General features: G+C 63.7%; 7 protein-coding genes. 2 read left to right on the forward strand and 5 right to left on the reverse strand.

The window, feature by feature from the left end:
- Nucleotides 1-30: 30 nt before the first annotated feature.
- Complete coding sequence (locus tag PGB28_RS15610) at nt 31-537, reverse strand: 4Fe-4S dicluster domain-containing protein (protein ID WP_333908244.1); 507 nt, start codon at nt 535-537, stop codon at nt 31-33.
- Between the two features lie 335 nt (nt 538-872).
- Here PGB28_RS15610 and PGB28_RS15615 point away from each other — a divergent pair, with 335 nt between their 5' ends.
- Together PGB28_RS15615 and PGB28_RS15620 are read left to right on the forward strand one after the other, a co-directional pair.
- A complete protein-coding gene (locus PGB28_RS15615; RefSeq protein WP_271422529.1) occupies nt 873-3182 on the forward strand; it encodes a Tex family protein in 2310 nt (769 codons plus the stop codon).
- A 269-nt stretch (nt 3183-3451) separates the two neighbouring features.
- Nucleotides 3452-4162 carry a Crp/Fnr family transcriptional regulator gene (locus PGB28_RS15620; protein WP_271422455.1) on the forward strand — a complete coding sequence of 237 codons (711 nt, stop codon included), beginning with the start codon at nt 3452-3454 and terminating at the stop codon, nt 4160-4162.
- A 232-nt stretch (nt 4163-4394) separates the two neighbouring features.
- Here PGB28_RS15620 and PGB28_RS15625 read toward each other — a convergent pair whose 3' ends face one another.
- From PGB28_RS15625 to PGB28_RS15640, 4 genes are all read right to left on the reverse strand, one after another.
- The gene (locus PGB28_RS15625) at nt 4395-5699 is read right to left on the reverse strand and encodes a GumC family protein (RefSeq protein WP_271422456.1); all 1305 of its coding nucleotides are present in this window, start codon (nt 5697-5699) and stop codon (nt 4395-4397) included.
- A gap of 274 nt (nt 5700-5973) precedes the next feature.
- Complete coding sequence (locus PGB28_RS15630; RefSeq protein WP_271422457.1) at nt 5974-10470, reverse strand: MupA/Atu3671 family FMN-dependent luciferase-like monooxygenase; 4497 nt, start codon at nt 10468-10470, stop codon at nt 5974-5976.
- On the reverse strand, nt 10467-11462 hold the full coding sequence (locus tag PGB28_RS15635) for a glycosyltransferase (RefSeq protein ID WP_271422458.1): 996 nt from the start codon (nt 11460-11462) through the stop codon (nt 10467-10469). The genes PGB28_RS15630 and PGB28_RS15635 overlap by 4 nt, the downstream gene beginning before the upstream one ends.
- Before the next feature lie 3 nt (nt 11463-11465).
- Complete coding sequence (locus tag PGB28_RS15640) at nt 11466-17918, reverse strand: type I polyketide synthase (RefSeq protein WP_271422459.1); 6453 nt, start codon at nt 17916-17918, stop codon at nt 11466-11468.
- Nucleotides 17919-18034 lie beyond the last annotated feature (116 nt).

The following is an 18034-nucleotide window of genomic DNA, read 5'->3' on the forward strand; positions in this document are numbered from 1 at the left end:
CGCCCCGCAGGGCGCAGGCTCGGGCGAAGTTTACGCAGGTGCGTTCGGGCCGGTCGGCTCGGTGCCGGCGGTCGTCTTGGTGGCCCATTCCTTCATCTTGTCAAAGCCGCTTTGCTCGGCATCACGGAAGGTGATCGCATCGGTCGGGCAGGCCGAGGCACAGGCCGGGTCGCCGCCGCAGAGGTCACATTTGATGACCTTGCCGGTCGAGGCGTTGTAGTTCACCGTGCCGAACGGGCAGGCGATGGTGCAGACCTTGCACCCCACGCACAGATTGTCATGCACAACCTTGACGCCCATCTCGTTGGTGGTGATCGCATTCACCGGGCAGGCCTGCTGACACCAGGCTTCGTCACATTGCGTGCAGGTATAAGGTACAAAGCGCGCGTCTTCGTGGAAGTCGAACACCCGGATACGGGATTTCGAAACGTTGAACTCCCCTTCGTTGACGTAACTGCAAGCCATTTCGCATTGCTTGCATCCGGTACACTTGCCCGGATCAATTTGTAGCGCTTTCAGCATGGACTGTCCTCCCATCGCGTAAATTCGGCAACGACAAGGCGCAGCCGTCAGATGACCAAACGTTAAGCGATGTGCTTTCAATCTCCAAACCCATACTTGTCGGAATCCCCTACACCATAGTCGTATTTAGGGCCTGTTTTTGCGGGTTTTTCCGGTGATTCAGGGCTTGGCCACCGGCTGAAAATCCTGACTGTTTTTATGGAGAATGTCTGGGCCAGGGGTGACTCTGTCGTCGGGAAACGGGCCCTTCACGGCCGGAATACGGCCCCCGTCCGGGCGTCACATTTCCCCTCTGGCGCAGCGGTTGCGCGATGGGTATCACAAGGGTCCAGACCGATCAGGAGCCCGCCTTGGACCAGACCGCCGAGCGCATTGCGCGCACCATCGCCACCGAAATCTCCGCCACCCCGAAACAGGTGTCTGCCGCGACCGAACTGCTCGATGGCGGGGCCACCGTGCCCTTTATCGCGCGCTATCGCAAAGAGGTCACCGGCGGGCTGGACGACACGCAGTTGCGCCTTCTGGATGAGCGCCTGTCCTATCTGCGCGAGATGGAGGCGCGGCGCGCCACGATCCTCGAGTCGATCAAATCTCAGGACAAGCTGACCGACGATCTGGCCCGCGCCATCGCGCGGGCCGACAGCAAGGCCGCGCTTGAGGACATCTACCTGCCCTATCGCCCCAAGCGTCGCACCAAGGCGATGATCGCGCGGGAAAACGGGCTGGAACCGCTCTTGCGCGCCATTCTGGACGACCGGCGGGCCGATCCCGAAGCGCTGGCGCAAACCTATCTGGGCGACAGTGTCGAGACCGTGAAAGCGGCGCTTGACGGCGCGCGCGACATTCTGGCCGAGGAACTGAGCGAAAACGCCGACCTGCTCGGGCGGCTGCGCGCCTTCATGTCGGAAAACGCGGTGATCACCGCCAAGGTGCAGAAGGGCAAGGAAGAGGCAGGCGCCAAGTTTTCCGATTATTTCGACCATTCCGAGAAATGGGCGGACATCCCCGCGCACCGGGCGCTCGCCATCCTGCGCGCCTCAAAGGAAGAGATCGTGTCGCTGGGCATCGAACCGCCCGCCGACGGCGGGGCGGAGCGGGCCGTTGGGATCGTGGCGCAGGCCATCCGTATCGACGGCGACGGCCCCGGCGACCAGTGGCTGCGCGACGCGGCGGGTTGGACCTGGCGGATCAAGCTGAGCCTGTCGATGTATATGGATCTGTTGACCGAACTGCGCCGCCGCGCGCATGAGGCCGCGATTCAGGTGTTTTCCCGCAATCTCAAAGATCTGCTTCTGGCCGCCCCTGCGGGCAGCAAGGTGACGCTGGGGCTGGACCCGGGCATCCGCACCGGCGTCAAGGCCGCGGTGGTGGACGCCACCGGCAAGCTGCTGGACACCGCCACGCTCTACCCTTTCCCGCCAAAGCGCGATCTGCGCGGGTCGGAAGAAACGCTGCTCCATCTGATCCGCAAACATGGTGTCACGCTGATTGCCATCGGCAACGGCACGGCCAGCCGCGAAACCGAACGCTTTGTGGCGGACACGATCAAGCTTCTGCCCTCTGGCCCCAAACCGACCAAGGTGGTTGTGTCCGAGGCGGGCGCATCGGTCTATTCCGCCTCGGAACTGGCGGCCCGCGAATTCCCCGGTCTCGACGTCAGCTTGCGCGGTGCGGTCTCTATCGCGCGACGCCTGCAGGACCCGCTGGCCGAGCTGGTCAAGATCACTCCCGAAAGCATCGGCGTCGGCCAGTACCAGCATGACGTGGACCAACGACAATTGCGCCGCGCGCTGGAGGCGGTGATCGAGGATGCGGTGAACGCGGTGGGCGTGGATCTCAACACCGCTTCCGCACCGCTTCTGTCCCATGTGGCGGGGCTCGGCCCTTCACTGGCCGAGGCGATTGTCGCCCATCGCGATGCCACCGGTGCCTTCCCCTCACGCAAGGTGCTGATGAAAGTGGCGGGCATCGGCCCCAAGGCGTTTGAACAATCCGCCGGCTTCCTGCGAATCCTTGACGGCGCGGAGCCGCTCGATGCCTCTGCCGTCCACCCCGAGGCCTATGACGTGGCCCGCCGCATCGTACAGGCCTGTGGCCGCGATATCCGCCAGATCATGGGCCAACCCGAGGCGCTGCGCGGCATCCGGGCAGAGCAGTTCGTCGATGACCGTTTCGGCCTGCCCACGGTGCGCGACATTGTCGAGGAATTGCAGAAACCCGGCCGCGACCCGCGTCCCAGCTTCAAGACGGCGAGTTTCGCCGAGGGAGTCGAAACCATCACCGACCTCAAACCCGGCATGTCGCTCGAAGGCACGGTGACCAACGTCGCGGCCTTCGGTGCCTTTGTCGATATCGGCGTGCATCAGGATGGGCTGGTCCATGTCAGCCAATTGGCCGACCGTTTCGTGAAAGACCCGCATGAGGTGGTCAAGGCGGGTGACGTGGTCCGCGTCCGCGTAACCGAGGTGGATGTGCCCCGCAAACGCATCGGGTTGAGCATGCGCAAGGAAGGCGGCACAGGCGGCAGCAAACCCGCACCGCAGAACACGCAGAAAGGCCGACGCAATGCGCCGCCCAAACAGGGCAAACAGGCTCCCGCCCGCAAACAGGACCAGAGCGCCCTAGGCGCGGCGCTGATGGACGCAATGAAAAAACGCTAGCCGGTCCTGGGCATGGGGCTGCCTGTGATGGTTTTCCCCTCCGATCATTCGCTACATCGGCCCGATCACCAATATGATCAAGGTCAGCAATGCGGACTTTGCTGCCGTTCGCAAAAAAAGCCAAGGCTTGCAAGCCTTTCTCTATCGCAGCCGTTCAGTTTCACGTTGGTAGAGCAACTATGGCAGGTGACAGGCAACAAATGTGCCAAAAGTCTTTGCAGGTTCAGCTGATTGCTCTACCAATCAGGATCAAAAGAGATTGGTGAAATATGTCACTGGACTGGGTTATGGCGCAATTTGCCCAATATATTGGGCATTGGAGCGAATTGGCAGGCTATCTGGCGTCTGTCCTTGTTTTTCTTACCTTTTGCATGAAAACTATCGAACCGCTGCGCGTGCTTGCCATATCTTCGAATATTGCTTTTATCGTCTATGCTGCGGCTGCCGGTCTGATGCCCGTATTGCTGTTGCATGCTGCCCTGCTGCCTCTGAATATATTGCGTACCATGCAGCAGATAAGCCTTTTCCGGCGGGTTCGACGTGCCTCAATCGGCAGCGCCAAGATTGAAGCACTCGTACCCTTTATGACGATCAAGACCTATCCAAAGGACACACTGCTTTTTCGCAAAGGAGACGTGGCTCTGAAAATGTACTTTCTGCACAAGGGACAGGTTTTGGTACCGGAGATTGGAAAATACCTTCAGCCCGGAACGCTTTTCGGAGAAATAGGACTGTTCACACCGGAAAGGACTCGGACTGCGTCGGCAACTTGCTCCGAAGACTGTGAAATATTCGAGATCAGTGATGACGATTTAGTGAAGCTCTGCCTTCAAGATCCAGCGTTTGGATTGTTCCTGACCAAACTAATTGTTGCGCGTATGTCTGATAATCTCACGCAGTCAGAGACATCCAACGACCCTATCACGCCAAGCGCTTGGCGGGCGGGCACTCAGCAAACTCCGGCATCGTTTATCGAATGATCTTTTCTGTAAGGGGCTGCTTTAAGGGGCTGCTTTGTGAGTTCCTCTAAAAAGTCGGACCAGAAAACTTGGGCAAAATGGGCTCTAAGTGGTCATTCCCTGCTTGGGTGGAAAGGCAGCCGCAATCTCGTCGCCGCGACACTCGGACTCTGCTTTGCAGGTCGTCATGCCCACAGTCATCCAAGGCCCCAAGACGACCCTGGAACACGGTTAATCCGGGGTTGAGACTGGTTCAAAGCCGGGCTGCCTGGCGATGGCCCGCCCTAAAAGGGAGGAATGGCGACACCCTTTCCCAAAACATCCTGAGCAGCGTGCCGATCACGGCGAAAAACCCGACAATGGATCCCAGAAACAGGATGCGGCGCAATCGGCGTTCGCGTCTCGTCTGGATTGTGGGTACGGAAATGATGGTCTGCAACCCCAGCGCGCGTTCGATCTGGGTCGAGTTGCGGATCACCGGGTTGATCATTTCCAGAAGCATGGCCAGCCCTACGGCTGCGATCACGCTGGCCACGCCGCCCATAATGGCGGTTTTCTTGCGGCTGCGCGACACCGGGTATTCCGGCACCAATGCGGTTTCCAGCACCTCAAAGCGTTCCGTTTGCTGTTGCTGTTGCAGGGTGCGTTCGGTTTCGGCCTCGACCTTGCGGGTGGTGACGACCGTCAATTGATCCTGCAGCTGCGTCAGCTCACGTTCCAGCGCGTTGAGCTGTTGTTCCACCTCGGGGGCGGCGCGAATGGCGGACTCGACCTCGGTGATGCGTTGCTGAACAAGACGCTGCTGTTCCTCAAGCTGGGCGACCTGGGCCTCGGTCACGCCCTCGCGCTGGCGACGGGTGTTGGTCTGCAATTCGACAATGTCACGCTCGATCTCAAGCTCGGTCTGGCGCAGCGACACCAGTCGGCTGCGCTGCGAGGTCAGCGCGGTGGGCAGGCTGTCGGCGTTGATAGATTTGAACTCGGCCAGCGCGGCCTCGCGCTGTTCGATATCGCGGATCAGCCGCGCCTCTTCGCCCGCGAAAAAGGCCAGCGTCTGTTCGGTTTGCTCCGCCGCGCGCGAGCGCCCGGCCTCGACGATCCGGGCCAGCAGCTCATTGGCCACATCGGCGGCCTGCTGGGCCTCGCCCATCGACACGGTGATGGTCAGCCCGGTAGGGTTGTTGTTGGGCATCCATGGCTCCGCCGCGCTGCTGATCTGGCCGATGCGCGCGGAGTCGCGGAACAGGCCGACCTTTTGCGCCATGGACTCCTCTGCGGCGAAAAGATCGTAATCCTCGATGATCTCGATCACATTGTCCCGCGCCATCATGCGCTGTTCCATGAGCTGCAAGCGCTGCGCCGCATCGGTGCGCCCGGTGCGCGTGTCGATGATCTTGGCATCTTCGATCTGCACGACCGCGATGGCCTGATAGACCTTGGGCTGTTGCAAAGCGAACCAGACCGACAGCGCGCAGCCCACCGCCGCGACAAACACGATCAGGGGGAGCCGTCGCATCAGCACGGTCTTCATATCGCTGAAAGATCCCATCTGGTTCATATCTGTGTGTCCTTTGCCCGCCTATGCGGGGCGATTTCCCTGCCCGGCCCGATCGGGTGACCGGAATGGGCAGATGTGGCCGTTAATCTTGCGCGCAAAGCCCCCGAAAATTCGACGCAAATCTCCGTTACAGTATAGGGTTTTCGCCACATTTTCGCCAGTTTTGCGGTAGGTTTCGCTGGAAACACATTGTTTCCTGACGAAGATTTTCACAATTATTCCATAATCTTACGATTCGCGTCGTTCGGTAGGGCCAGATCAGGTGGCGTGAGGCCTAGATCTTGCGTCTTGCGCGCATTTCCCGTCGCCGGGCCATGGCATCGCGCCGCGCCTCGGCGCGGGGATTCGCGGGCGCGCTTTGCGGCGGTGTGATGCTGTTGGCGGGGGCCGGAGCCGCGACGGTCACTGGTTCGTCCCGCCGTTTTTGCGGTGCCTTGCGCGGTCCGCCGATTTCGGCAATGCGCTTGGCGAGCCCGTCCAGTGTGGGGTATCCAAACACATCCGTGATGCTCAGCTTTGTCAGCCCCAGCGCCTTGCGCATTTCACGATGGGCCTGCACCGCGAGCAGCGAATGCCCGCCAAGGTCAAAGAAATTCGAAGTGGGCGTGATGTCGGCGACACCAAGAATCCGGGTCCAGATCGCCGCGATCTGAGTGCGCAGCTCGGATGTGTCGACCGAATGCCCTGTGGGCGCTGCGACCGGTGCCACCACGGGTTTCGGCGCCGCGACGGGTCGTTCTGCCAGTGCCTTGCGATCCACTTTCTTGTTCGGGGTCAGTGGGAATTCCGTCACGGTGTCAAAGCGCGATGGCACCATGAACTCCGGCACATCGCGGGCAAGCGCGGCGCGCAGGGTGGCAGCGGTTGCGCGGCCTTTGACAAAGGCGCTCAGCGCATCGTTCTGCACCACGACGACGGCCTGATCGACGCCCTCCATCGCCTCAAGCCGGGCCTCGATCTCGCCCAGCTCGATGCGGTAGCCGCGCAATTTGACCTGGCTGTCGGCGCGCCCGATAAAGTCGATCCGCCCATCGCCGCGCCAGCGTACAAGATCGCCGGTGCGGTAGATGCGGCCGGGGGCAAAGGGGTTGGGCAGGAAGCGTTCAGACGTCAGGTCATCGCGCTGCCAATAGCCACGGGTTACACCGTCGCCTCCGATATACAACTCACCCGCCACACCCACGGGCACGGGCTGCATCGCATCGTCCAGCACATACATCTGGGTATTGGAGATGGGCGTGCCGATATCGCAAATCGCGCCGCCGCCGGTTCTGGGCCCGGTGGAGGACCAGATCGTCGTCTCGGTCGGGCCATACATGGTCTCGATCTTCGCATCGGTCAGCGCGCGCAATTCATCCACCAGCGCGCCCGACAGAGGCTCACCGCCCAGCATGAGTTGTTCCACGGGTTTCAGCGCCTTTGCGGTGTCCTCGGACATCATCAACAGACGCGCCATGGAGGGGGTGCATTGCAGATGGGTGACCTTGTGGCGCTTGATCTGAGCGGCGATGGATGTGTCGCCGCTGTCCTGCCCGCCGAAATGCGCCACCACTTCGGCCAGCGGGCACAAGCCGTCGAGCACCTGCGCCGCCGGGATGCCATAGTCGATCAGGCAGGCGACCTCGGTCACGCCGATGGCGCGGACCTCTTCAACGCGGGCGATGCAATCTTCAACCGTGCCAAAGAGGCCGGAATCGTCGAAATAGCGTTGGAAGGCAAAGTCGAGAATGGCGTCCAGTTCGTCATCGCTCAGCCCGTCCAGCGACAGATCAAAGGCGTTGTTCACGCCTTCGGGCCGTTTGAAGGCCGGGAAGGCCCAGGCATATTGCTTGATCAGCCCGGCGGCGGAGCGCAGGTAGGATTTCATCGGCTCGCGGGCAATCTCGCGCGCCTCGTCGCGGGTGGCGGCGACGCAGGTATGCAGCATCAGCGTGACGGTGAAGTCATCCGGGGCATGGCCCGCCGCGCGCAGCGCGTCGTGATAGAGTGCGATCTTGTCCTTCACCTCGTCAATCGACTGGCCCAGCAGGTGGGTGAGCACATTGGCCCCGATCTTGCCCGCCTCTTTCCACGTGGCGGGGTTGCCCGCTGTCGTGACCCAAATGGGCAGTTTTTTGGACACCGGGCGCGGCTGGGTCACGACGCCATGCCTGGTGCCGTCGGCCTTGGCATAGTCCACGGTTTCCCCGGCCCAGAGGCGGCGCAGCTCTTCGATCTGGCGCAGCATGGCGGGTTTGTTCTCAGGCGGCGTGTTTTCGGGGCGCAGCACGAAATCATCGGGCTGCCAGCCCGACGCGATGGCCAGCCCCGCGCGCCCATTGGTGAGATTGTCGATCACCGCCCATTCCTCGGCAATCCGCGCGGTATGGTGCAGGGGGGCCACGCAAGAGCCCGCGCGCACGCCGATATTGCGGGTCACACCCGCGACGGCGGCACCGGTGACCGAGGGGTTTGGATAGGGCCCGCCAAAGGCGTGGAAATGCCGTTCGGGCGTCCAGATGGCGCAGAAGCCGTGCTCATCGGCAAATTTCGCGCCTTCGATCAGCGTCAGGTATTTGTCGCGCCCCACCCCATCGTCATTGCCCCAGTAATAGAGGCTGAACTCCATCTCGCCCCCCACCGGCGCGGCGGCGGCTTCCAGCTTGTCCTCTTCATTGACCAGCACCAGCTTGTAGCCGCGTGCGAGACTGTAGAACAGCTCCAGCACCGAGATGTCAAAGCTGAGCGAGGTCACGGCCAGCCATGTGCCGGGAATGTCGCGTCCGATACGGTCGTCCATCCCGGCAAAGAAATTCACCACGTTGCGATGTTCCACCATGACGCCCTTGGGCCGCCCGGTGGAGCCGGAGGTGTAGATGAGATAGGCGAGGTCTTCTGGCGTGGCCTGCGGTGCGGGGTTGGCGGTGTCCGCCGCCTCGATCACCGCTTCGCGGTCGATGACCAGCGTGCGGGCCTGGGATTGTGGCAGGGTCTCGGCCAATGCCGCCTCGGTCAGCACCACCGCCGCGCCGCTGTCGCGGGCAAAGAGCGCAAGGCGTTCGGCGGGATAGGCCGGGTCCATCGGGACATAGGCCCCGCCCGCCTTGAGGATCGCCAGCGCGCCGATGATGAGGTTGGCGTTGCGATGGGTGCAAAGGCCAACCAGCGTGCCGCGGCCGACGCCCATGGTACGCAGCACATGCGCGGTCTGATTGGCGCGGGCGTTGAGATCGGCATAGCTGAGCGTGTCATGGCCCACGACCAGCGCGGTTGCGTCGGGGGTTGCGGCGACTTGCGCCTCGAACAGGCTCTGTAGCGTGGCGCTGCGGTCATAATCGCGGGCGGTGTCGTTCCAGCCATGCAGCACCAGATCGCGTTCGGCCTCGGGCATGCGGGGCGGTTCATCGCCTTTGGCCTGCGCCTCTGCCATAGCTTCGAGCCGCGCGGCAAGGATCTGCGCCATGGCGTCAGGGACCAGCGCGCGGTCATAGGTGAGGCTGTCATCATTCACGCAGATCGCCGCGCCCGGCATGTCACCAAAGCTGATCGCGGGGCGTTGTATAGGCTGGCCAAGGCGGTGCGGCAGGTCGGCGGCAAAAGATGTCTTTGGCAGCGGGGCGCCCGCGCGGTGCGGGGTCCACGTGCTGGCCAGCGCATCGCTGCCCTGCGCCAGCGCGATATCGCCGGTCTCTTCGCCCACGGCCTGCGCCGCCCAATGCGCCACCAGATCGGCGCGCGCCTGTTGGTCCAGCCGGTCGGGCCATGTGAGCGTGACACGTCCCTGCCCGGTCTCGCCGGTCTGGGCGGAGGGGGCGGAGAGCGGCTGCATGTCATTCAACCGGGCGCGCCAGCGGGTCTCGGACCTGGCGAGGGTTTGGGCGTGGTCCTGAAGCGCCTGCGCTTCGGTGTCGGACAGAAGGGGCAGTGACGCGTTTTCCGTTATGGCGGAGATATCGACCGGGGTGCCGTCCATCTCTTGCAGGTTAGAGAGCCGCAAGGCGCCTGCACCACAGGCGACGGTCAGGGTGGAGGCATCGCCCGCGATAACCTGCCCCGGCGTGCCCTGATCTTCTGCAAGCTCCGCCGCGCCAATCACAACCATCCGGTCGGTCAGCAGCTTCGGCAGGCAGAGCGGGTTGGCATAGTCGCCATGATCCAGCGCGCGAACCATGCGGGCCAGTGCCTCGGCGGGGCGATCAAGCCGCAACACGCCGCCCGCCTCGGGGCGTTTGGTGAGGTCGAAATAGCTGCGCTGGCGCAGGTCCTGCGCGCGGCGACCGGGCAGGACAGCCTCCAACTCGTCCATCAGCGCCGGGAAGCTTTCGATCCCGGCGGCGTAGCATTTGGCGTTGAGCGAAAATGCCGTGTCTTCCGGGGTGATCGCAACCGGGTGCTGGATGAGGATATCGCCCTCATCCACCCCGCCCTCGATCAGGTGCCAGGTGATGCCGTGTTGGGTCTCACCCGCCATCAGCGCCCAGACCGGCGCGTTCAGCCCGGCGTAACGCGGCAGAGGGCCGTCATGGAAATTCACCGCGCCCTTGGTCGGCAGGGACAGCAGATCATCGTGCAGAATGTCGAGATTGGCGATGGAGAGCAGCCAGTCGCAGGGCAGGCCGGACAGGTCCGCGCCCGGTGCCTCAACCCGCAGCCCTGCCTCGCGCGCCCAATCGGCCAGCACCGGGTTGCGGGTGACAAAAGCGGCAATCCCATGCCCCCGGTCCAGCCATTGCTGCGCGCATTCGCGGGCAAGGGATTCATTGCCGATGATGAGAGCGCTGAGCCGGGTCATGAGGGCCTCCGATGCGGTTGCGAAACGGGGTGGGCAGACGATTTGCGGGCAATGAGCGCGCGCAGGTCATGGGTGATCAGGTCGCGCAGGAAATACGCGGGATCGACGCGCGGCTTGCGCTGGACCCGCGCGCGCAGCCGGTAGAGCGCGCCGCCCAAGCCATGCACAGCCGTGGCGGCAACGGCATAAAGCGTGCCATGGTTCTTGGTGAAGTAATGCCAGCGGCTGTCGAGCCAGAAGCCGGGGATGCGGTCCCATGTCTTCATACCGGTCGAGACCGAACCGATATGCGCGACGCGGCTGGCGGGGACATAAAGCGTTTCCCACCCGGCGCGATGGGCGCGCAGGCAGAGGTCGGTTTCCTCGAAATAGAGAAAGAAGGCCTCGTCAAAGAGGCCGATCTCGTCAATCACATCCTGCCGGATCATCATCGACGCGCCGGCCAGCCAATCGACGGGGAAGGTGCGGATGGGCAGGTCCATGGGCACGCGTTTGTTGGCGAGAAGCTTGCTCACCGGGCCGAAGCGCATGGCATGTTCGAACTCGCTGGCAATCGACGGGAAGCGGAAGGCGGTGATATGCGCGTCCCCCTCAGGGCCGTGGATATGGCTGCCTGCGATACCGGCCATGGGTTTGGCCTCCAGCGTGTCCACCAGCAGGCGGATGGCGTCACGCGCCGGGAAAGCATCGGAATTGAGGAAATAGACGTAATCGGGGCGCTGCCCATCTGCACGGCCCGCCTGCACGCCGAAATTGTTCCCCGCGCCGAAGCCGCCATTGTGGGCGGACGCGACAACGCGGACATGTGGCCAGCTCTGCCCCTCTACAAAAGCGGTAAGTGCCTCGAACGAGCCATCGCCGCTGTCATTATCGACAATGACCATCTCGGCATCGAGACCCTGCATTGCAGCGACGGCAGAGCGCGCTGCCTTCATCGTCATGTCGGCGGTGCGGTAGTTCAAGAGAACAGTGAGCAGGCGGGCTTCAGTCATGGGCTACTCCGCTGCCTTGGCCGGGCGGTGCTCGGGCGCGGGCGCATGGGCAGCTTCGGCGGCTTCGATCGCGGCGCGCATCCGGGCGGCGAGCACGCGCACATGCGGCTCCAGCACCATGGAATCGTGGTCGCCCGGCACTTCCTCGACCTTCACGCCGGGCACATACCCGGTCCAGCCATTGTCGGGCAGCACATAGGCGCGGTCCGCATCCACCAGACGCCCGTTCGAGACCTGCCATTTGCCGCGCATCGGAGGGCGGAACAGCACCAGATTGCCGGTCCAGGCGCGCATCCGGTATTTGCCGATGCTCTCATAAAACGCGGCCTCGATGGCGGCGTTGTGGAACTGATGCTCGGGCGCGGGATCAACCACGGGCGCGCGGCGTTTGGCAATCTCCCAGCGCACACGATTGATGGCCCAGCGCGCCAGATAGGCGGGACCGCCCTTGCGCAGCTCCTGCCACTGGATCAGCAGCCGGTCACGGCGTTCCAGCGGGCGGCGTTGCGGCAAGGGCGTGTCGAGCATGACGACCAGCGCCACCTCTTCACCCGCCGCTTCCAGTTGACGCGCCATTTCATAGGCGGTGATGCCACCGCCCGAAAAGCCGCCAAGGTAATAGGGGCCATGCGGCTGCACTTGGCGCAACTCGGAGATGTAGTCGCGCGCGGCCTCGGTAATGTCATCATGGGGCGCGTCATCGCCGTAAAGGCCCCGCGCCTGCAGCCCATAAAACGGCCGGTCATTGCCCAGAAGATTGGCCAGATGGCGCAGGTTCAGCACATTGCCGAACATCCCCGCGACCAGGAAGAAGGGCGCTTTGGCCCCGCCCTCGCCCTCATGCATGGGCACGATATGGGTGAAACGGCGGCTGGGCGTGTCGGCTTTCGCGGCGTCGCCCGCGTCTTGTGGGCCTATCCGGTCCTCGATCAACGCGGCGCAGGCGCGGATGGTGGGGGCCTCGAACAGGACCGAGATGGGGAAATCGACGCGGTAGGTTTTCTTGATCTGCGCGAACAGCCGCACGGCAATGAGGCTGTGACCGCCAAGGTCGAAGAAACTGTCTTCGACGCCCACTTGGGAGACGCCCAGAAGCTCCTGCCAGAAGCCCGCAAGCGTGCGTTCGATATCGGTTTCCGGCGCGACGAAATCACTGTCCAGCTCGGGGCGTTCGAAACTGGCCCCGGCGTTGCTTTGCGCAACACTTGTCTCGGCCTGTGCCACGAGGGCGGGCAGGTCGAGCGACGAGACGACCAGTTGCGACACATCCGTGCCCAGCGCGCGCAGAAAAGCCTCGGCCCCCTCGTCAGGGCGAATGCCCTGGGTCAGGTTGTGGTGCAGGCGTTCCTCGGCAGGCGACAGCGGGGCCACGTCATCACCATCGTCGAAAGCAAGCTCCGCGCGGGTCGCGGCCACCGCGCCAAAGCCGCCGCCCACGTCGAGACGCTTGATCGTGAAGCCGGTGATGTCGACCAGAACCGTGCCCTCGGGGTCGGTGAGGGTGATGTCGAAGCGGGCCACGGGGTTGGTCGTGTCATTGTCACCCGCGTTGAGCACCCAACTGACCACATGGTCGGTCAGGGGGGCGTGCACCCGGACAGATCCGTAGGACATGGGCACCCAGAGCGCAGCGGCGTCATAGCCGTTGATCAGCTCCATGGCCCATCCCGTGGCAATGTCCATAAGGCCGGGATGCAAGAGGTAGCCCGCATCGCGGTCTCCGGCGGCCTCGCGCGGGAGCATCAGATCAGCCACGCCTTCGCCATCGCTCAAAGCGGTGGCGCGCAGTACGCGCCAGCGGGGCCCGAAAGTCAGATGCGCCTCTTGCGCGCTGCGCAGGGGCAGATCGCTGAGCGTGGCCGTGCCGATCCGGGCGCGCAGGGTGGGGAGATCGATCTGGGGCGGTGTGGTGAGCGCAGATAGCGCCAGCGTCGCCTCGGCATGGGTTTGCCAGCCGCGACGGCGCTCATGCAGCACGGCGCTCTGGACCTGCATGTCATAGCCCGCCTCCGACCGGGCGAGCGTCACGCGCATCTCTGTCTCTTCGCCATCCGGGGTCTGCAGCGGGCGCAGGAAAGTCAGATCGCGGATCTCGAAGGGGCCGGTTTCACCCTGCGCGCTCAGCGCCTCGGCGGCCAGTTCCAGATAGCCGGTGCCGGGCAAAAGCGCGCCGCCATCGCGGGTGCGGTGTTCGTCCAACACCCAATGCGCCCCGGGGGTGAGGGTGGTTTCAAAGAGGCGGTGGCCTGTCGCGTCAAAGGTGGCCACATCCAGAAGCGGCGCGGCGCAATCCTCGCGCGGCGGCTCGGGCAGATCGCCGGTGCGGGCGGCGACGGCATCGGCGGCCATACCGACCTCGGCCCAGATGCCCCAGTTGAGCGCCAGCACGCGGGTCTTGCCGCCCTGCCGCGCGCTTGCATAGGCGTTGAGGAATTCATTGGCGGCGACGTAATCGACCTGACCGGCGGGGGCGGTGACGGTGGAGGAGGAGGAAAACAGCACCAGCCAATCCAGCGTGCCATCGGGGAAGAGCTGATCCAGCACCTGCGTGCCGTGGATTTTCGGCGTCAGAACATCCTCGATACCGCTTTGCGTCTTGGTCAAAAGCGGGCCATCGTCGATCACACCGGCGGCGTGGATGGCGCCATGAATTGGGCCGTTTTCGCCTGTAATCGTCTCGATTGCACCCTGCATGCCCTGCAGGTCGCAGACATCGGCCCGAGCCACGGTGACCTTTGCGCCTTTGGCTTCCAGCGCGCGGATCGCCTCGATCCGGCGGGTGGTGGGGTCCTGCGGGCCATGGGTGGCGAGATGGCGGTCCCAGTCGGCGTGCGGGGGCAATGGGCTGCGGGACAGGAGCGCGATGGTGCCTGCGCCCTCGGCGATGAGCCGTTCGGCAATGGTCAGGCCGATGCCCCCGAATCCGCCGGTGATCAGGTATGTGCCGCCGTCGCGGACGGCAGGTGTTTCGGTCTCGGTCAGAGGCAGCGAGCGCAGGGTCTTTTCAAAGCGTTTTGCGCCACGCAAGGCGGCCTCGTAAGAGGCAGGCGGGGCAAGCAAGTCTTCGAGGACTTGTTGGGTCAGTGTGTCGAGGCCGGATGTGTCTCTGACACGGGCAAAAAGGCTCTGTTTTGGTGCGTCGGGCAGCACTACGTCCAGCATCGCCGCTGTCACACCGGGCAATTCGCGGGGGATCACCCGCAGGGGACCGGCCAGCGTGGATTTGGCCGGGTCGCTGAACCCCTCATCGCGCACCCGCGCCGCGCCATTGGTGAGCGCGGTGATGTGCAGCGGTTTGGGCAGGCCTTCATCCTCGATGGCCTGGGCAAGGAAGAGCAGCGAATAGAAGCCATGCTCCTGCACCCGGTGGAAGAAGGTGGAGCCGGGGCGGTGGCTCTGATCCCTGGTGACCAGCCAGAAATGCGCGATGCGGGTGGGCACCACGCCACGCGCCATGAGATCGCGGATCAGCAGGTCATAGCCTTCGCGGCCACGTTCGGGGGCGAGGATGTAGCTTTCCTCGCCCGTGCGGGCAAAGGCATCGCCGGGCCAGACCTCAATCACCGTATGGCCCGCGCCGCGCAATTGGGCGGCGATACGGGTGGCAAGACCGGCATCATCCATGAACATGGCCCATGTCTCGGGCGTGGTCAGGTGCAGTTCGGTTTCAACATCCACGTCACAGGCGGCAAGCTGGGGCCGCCAGGCGATGCGTGTGGCCCATTCAGACAGGTCATCGCTGCGGGTGAGAAAACTGTCGGTGGTCTCGGTCCGGGCGGTGCCCGGTTCGATGAAATATTCCTGCTGCTGGAAGGCGTAGGAGGGCAGGATCACCCGGTTGCGCCGCGCCTCGCCCCAGATCTGGTCCCAGTCGATCTCCACTTCCAGCGCGGACAGACGTCCCAGCGCGGCGAGGAAATAGGCGTCATCCTCGATGGCGTCATCGGGGTGGCGCAGGCTGGAGAGTACCTGATTGGCGGGCAGGTCGGGGTTGAGACTGGCAAGCGAAGAGAGCGCGCGGCCCGGGCCGACCTCAAGGAAGACATGTGTGCCGCTGGCATTGAGCGCGGTGATGCAATCGGCGAACTGCACGGTGCCACGCAGATGGGCGGTCCAGTAATCGGGGTCTGTGGCCTCCGCGTCGGTGAGCAGTTGCCCCGTGCGATTGGACTGGATCGGGATTTGCGGGGCGTGTAGCGGGATGGACCGCAGATAGGCGCGGAAATCGTCCAGAATAGGCTCTAACATGGCGGAATGGGCCGCGATGTCGATGGCGATGCGTTGGCAGTCGATGCCTTCGGCGTCCAGTTCCGCCTGCAAGCGGTCAAGCGCGGCTTGCGGACCGGAGGCAACAGACAGCTCAGGTGCGTTCACGGCGGCGAGGTCAAGGTCATCGCCGAGCCGGGCCTTGAGCGCCTCGGCGGGTAGGGACACGGACAGCATGCCGCCCTTGGGCACGGTGTCGAAAAACGTGCCGCGCAGATGCACAAGGCCGATGCAATCCTCGAAACTCATCACCCCGGCAAGACACGCGGCGGTGTTTTCGCCCATGGAATGGCCCACCAGCGCTTTGGGCGTCACACCCCAGGACATCCAGAGCTGCGCCAGCGCGTATTCCACGAACATGATCAGCGGAAGCTGGACCGAGGGTTGTTTCAGGCGTTCATCCGCCTCAGCCCGGTTATTGTCTTCGGGCAGCCAGAGCGCTCGTATGTCGTAGTCCAGCTTGGGCTGGAGAACATCCAGCCCCCGGTCGATCCAGTCGGCGAAAACAGGCTCTGTTTCGTAGAGATCGCGCGCCATCCCGGCATATTGCGCACCGCCGCCGGGAAACATGAAAACCACGTCCGGCGTGGTATCCAGCGCGGTATGGGCAAAGACGCGGCGCGGGTCCATCGCGTCGAGCAGGTCTGCGGCCTCGTCATGACTGCCCGCCACCAGCACGCGACGATGTTCAAAATGGCGGCGACCGCTTTGCAGGGTCCATGCCACATCGGCGAGGCTTTGTTCGGGATGCGCGCGCAGATGGGTGGCGAGGCGTTTGGCGTTGGCCTCGACAGCGGCCTTGCTGCGGCCTGTCACGGTGAGGATCTGGAACGGCCAGTCGCTGACTTCCGACGGGCTGCGCGCAGGGGCTTCTTCGAGCACCACATGCGCGTTGGTGCCGCCGACACCCAATGAGTTCACGCCGGCGCGGCGGGGGCCATTGCGCGGCTCCCATTTGGTGAGCCGGTCATTCACGCGGAAGGGCGAGTGTTCGAAATCAATCGCAGGGTTCGGGGCCTCGTATCCCAGCGAGGGCGGCATCTCGCGATGTTCCAGCGCCAGCGACGCCTTGATCAGGCTTGCCACCCCTGCGGCGGTGTCCAGATGGCCGATATTGGTCTTGACCGAGCCGATGCGGCAAAAGCCGGTCTCGTCTGTTGTTTCCTCGAAGGCTTGGGTGAGCGCGGCCACTTCGATCGGGTCACCCAGATAGGTGCCGGTACCGTGGCATTCGATGTAATCAATCGTGTCGGCGCTTACGCCCGCCATGGCCTGCGCTTCGGCCACCGCCGCCGCCTGCCCCTCGACCGAAGGGGCGAGGTATCCGGCCTTGGCCGCGCCGTCATTGTTCACCGCCGACCCCTTGATCACGGCGCGGATGATATCGCCATCGGCCATGGCATCCGAGAGCCGCTTGAGCACCACAACGCCCACGCCCGAGCCAAACACCGTGCCCTCGGCGCGGTGGTCAAAGGCGTGGCATTGCCCGTCAGGCGACAGGATTTCACCCTCATTGTAGATATACCCCCGCCCCTGCGGCAGCTCGATGGTCACGCCGCCCGCAAGCGCCATGTCGCATTCACCATTGATCAGCGATTGAGCCGCATAATGCGTGGCGACAAGCGAGGTGGAACAGGCGGTCTGCAGGTTGATCGACGGGCCCTTGAGGTCAAGGATATGGCTCAGCCGTGTGGCCATGAAATCCTTGTCATTGCCGGTATGGCGCAACAGGAACATGCCGGTGCTGTCCACCAGATCGGGGTTGGAGCAGACGTTGAAATAGAAATAGCTGCCCATACCGCAGCCCGCGAAAACGCCGATGGGGCCGGTTGCGTGTTCGGGCACGCGCCCCGCGCTTTCCATCGCTTCCCACGCGCATTCGAGGAACTGGCGATGCTGGGGGTCCATGATGGCCGCTTCCTTGGGCGAGAGGCCAAAGAACTCAGCGTCGAAATGGGCAAACCGGTCAAGCGGCGCGGCAAAGGGGACGTAGTTGCGGTGATGGATCAGACCGGGACTTTCGCCGGCCTCTTTCAGGGCGTCTTCGGACAGTTTCCGGATCGAGGAGCGCCCATTGCGCAGGTTGCCCCAGAACGCATCAACACAGGACGCGCCCGGCAGACGCGCCGCCATGCCGATAATGGCGATATCAGTCTCGCTCACCTGCGAGGACGGTACAGCAACAGACATCCGGATTTCCCGTTTGCCCCCGGTCACGAGGGGTAATGACAAATTGAGGTAAAAATGGGGCAAACTCGCGACGAATTCGCCTCATTCCGCATTCCCGCTTCCACCATAGCACAGAT

Origin of the sequence: Primorskyibacter aestuariivivens, from assembly GCF_028023675.1 — a bacterium.
Classification (GTDB): domain Bacteria; phylum Pseudomonadota; class Alphaproteobacteria; order Rhodobacterales; family Rhodobacteraceae; genus Marinovum; species Marinovum aestuariivivens.

Coding starts and splice junctions, on each gene's coding strand:
- PGB28_RS15630 (WP_271422457.1), bottom strand. CDS start 10,470: ATGACCCGGCTCAGCGCTCTCATCATCGGCAATGAATCCCTTGCCCGC.
- PGB28_RS15640 (WP_271422459.1), bottom strand. CDS start 17,918: ATGTCTGTTGCTGTACCGTCCTCGCAGGTGAGCGAGACTGATATCGCC.
- PGB28_RS15610 (WP_333908244.1), bottom strand. CDS start 537: ATGGGAGGACAGTCCATGCTGAAAGCGCTACAAATTGATCCGGGCAAG.
- PGB28_RS15635 (WP_271422458.1), bottom strand. CDS start 11,462: ATGACTGAAGCCCGCCTGCTCACTGTTCTCTTGAACTACCGCACCGCC.
- PGB28_RS15620 (WP_271422455.1), top strand. CDS start 3,452: ATGTCACTGGACTGGGTTATGGCGCAATTTGCCCAATATATTGGGCAT.
- PGB28_RS15625 (WP_271422456.1), bottom strand. CDS start 5,699: ATGAACCAGATGGGATCTTTCAGCGATATGAAGACCGTGCTGATGCGA.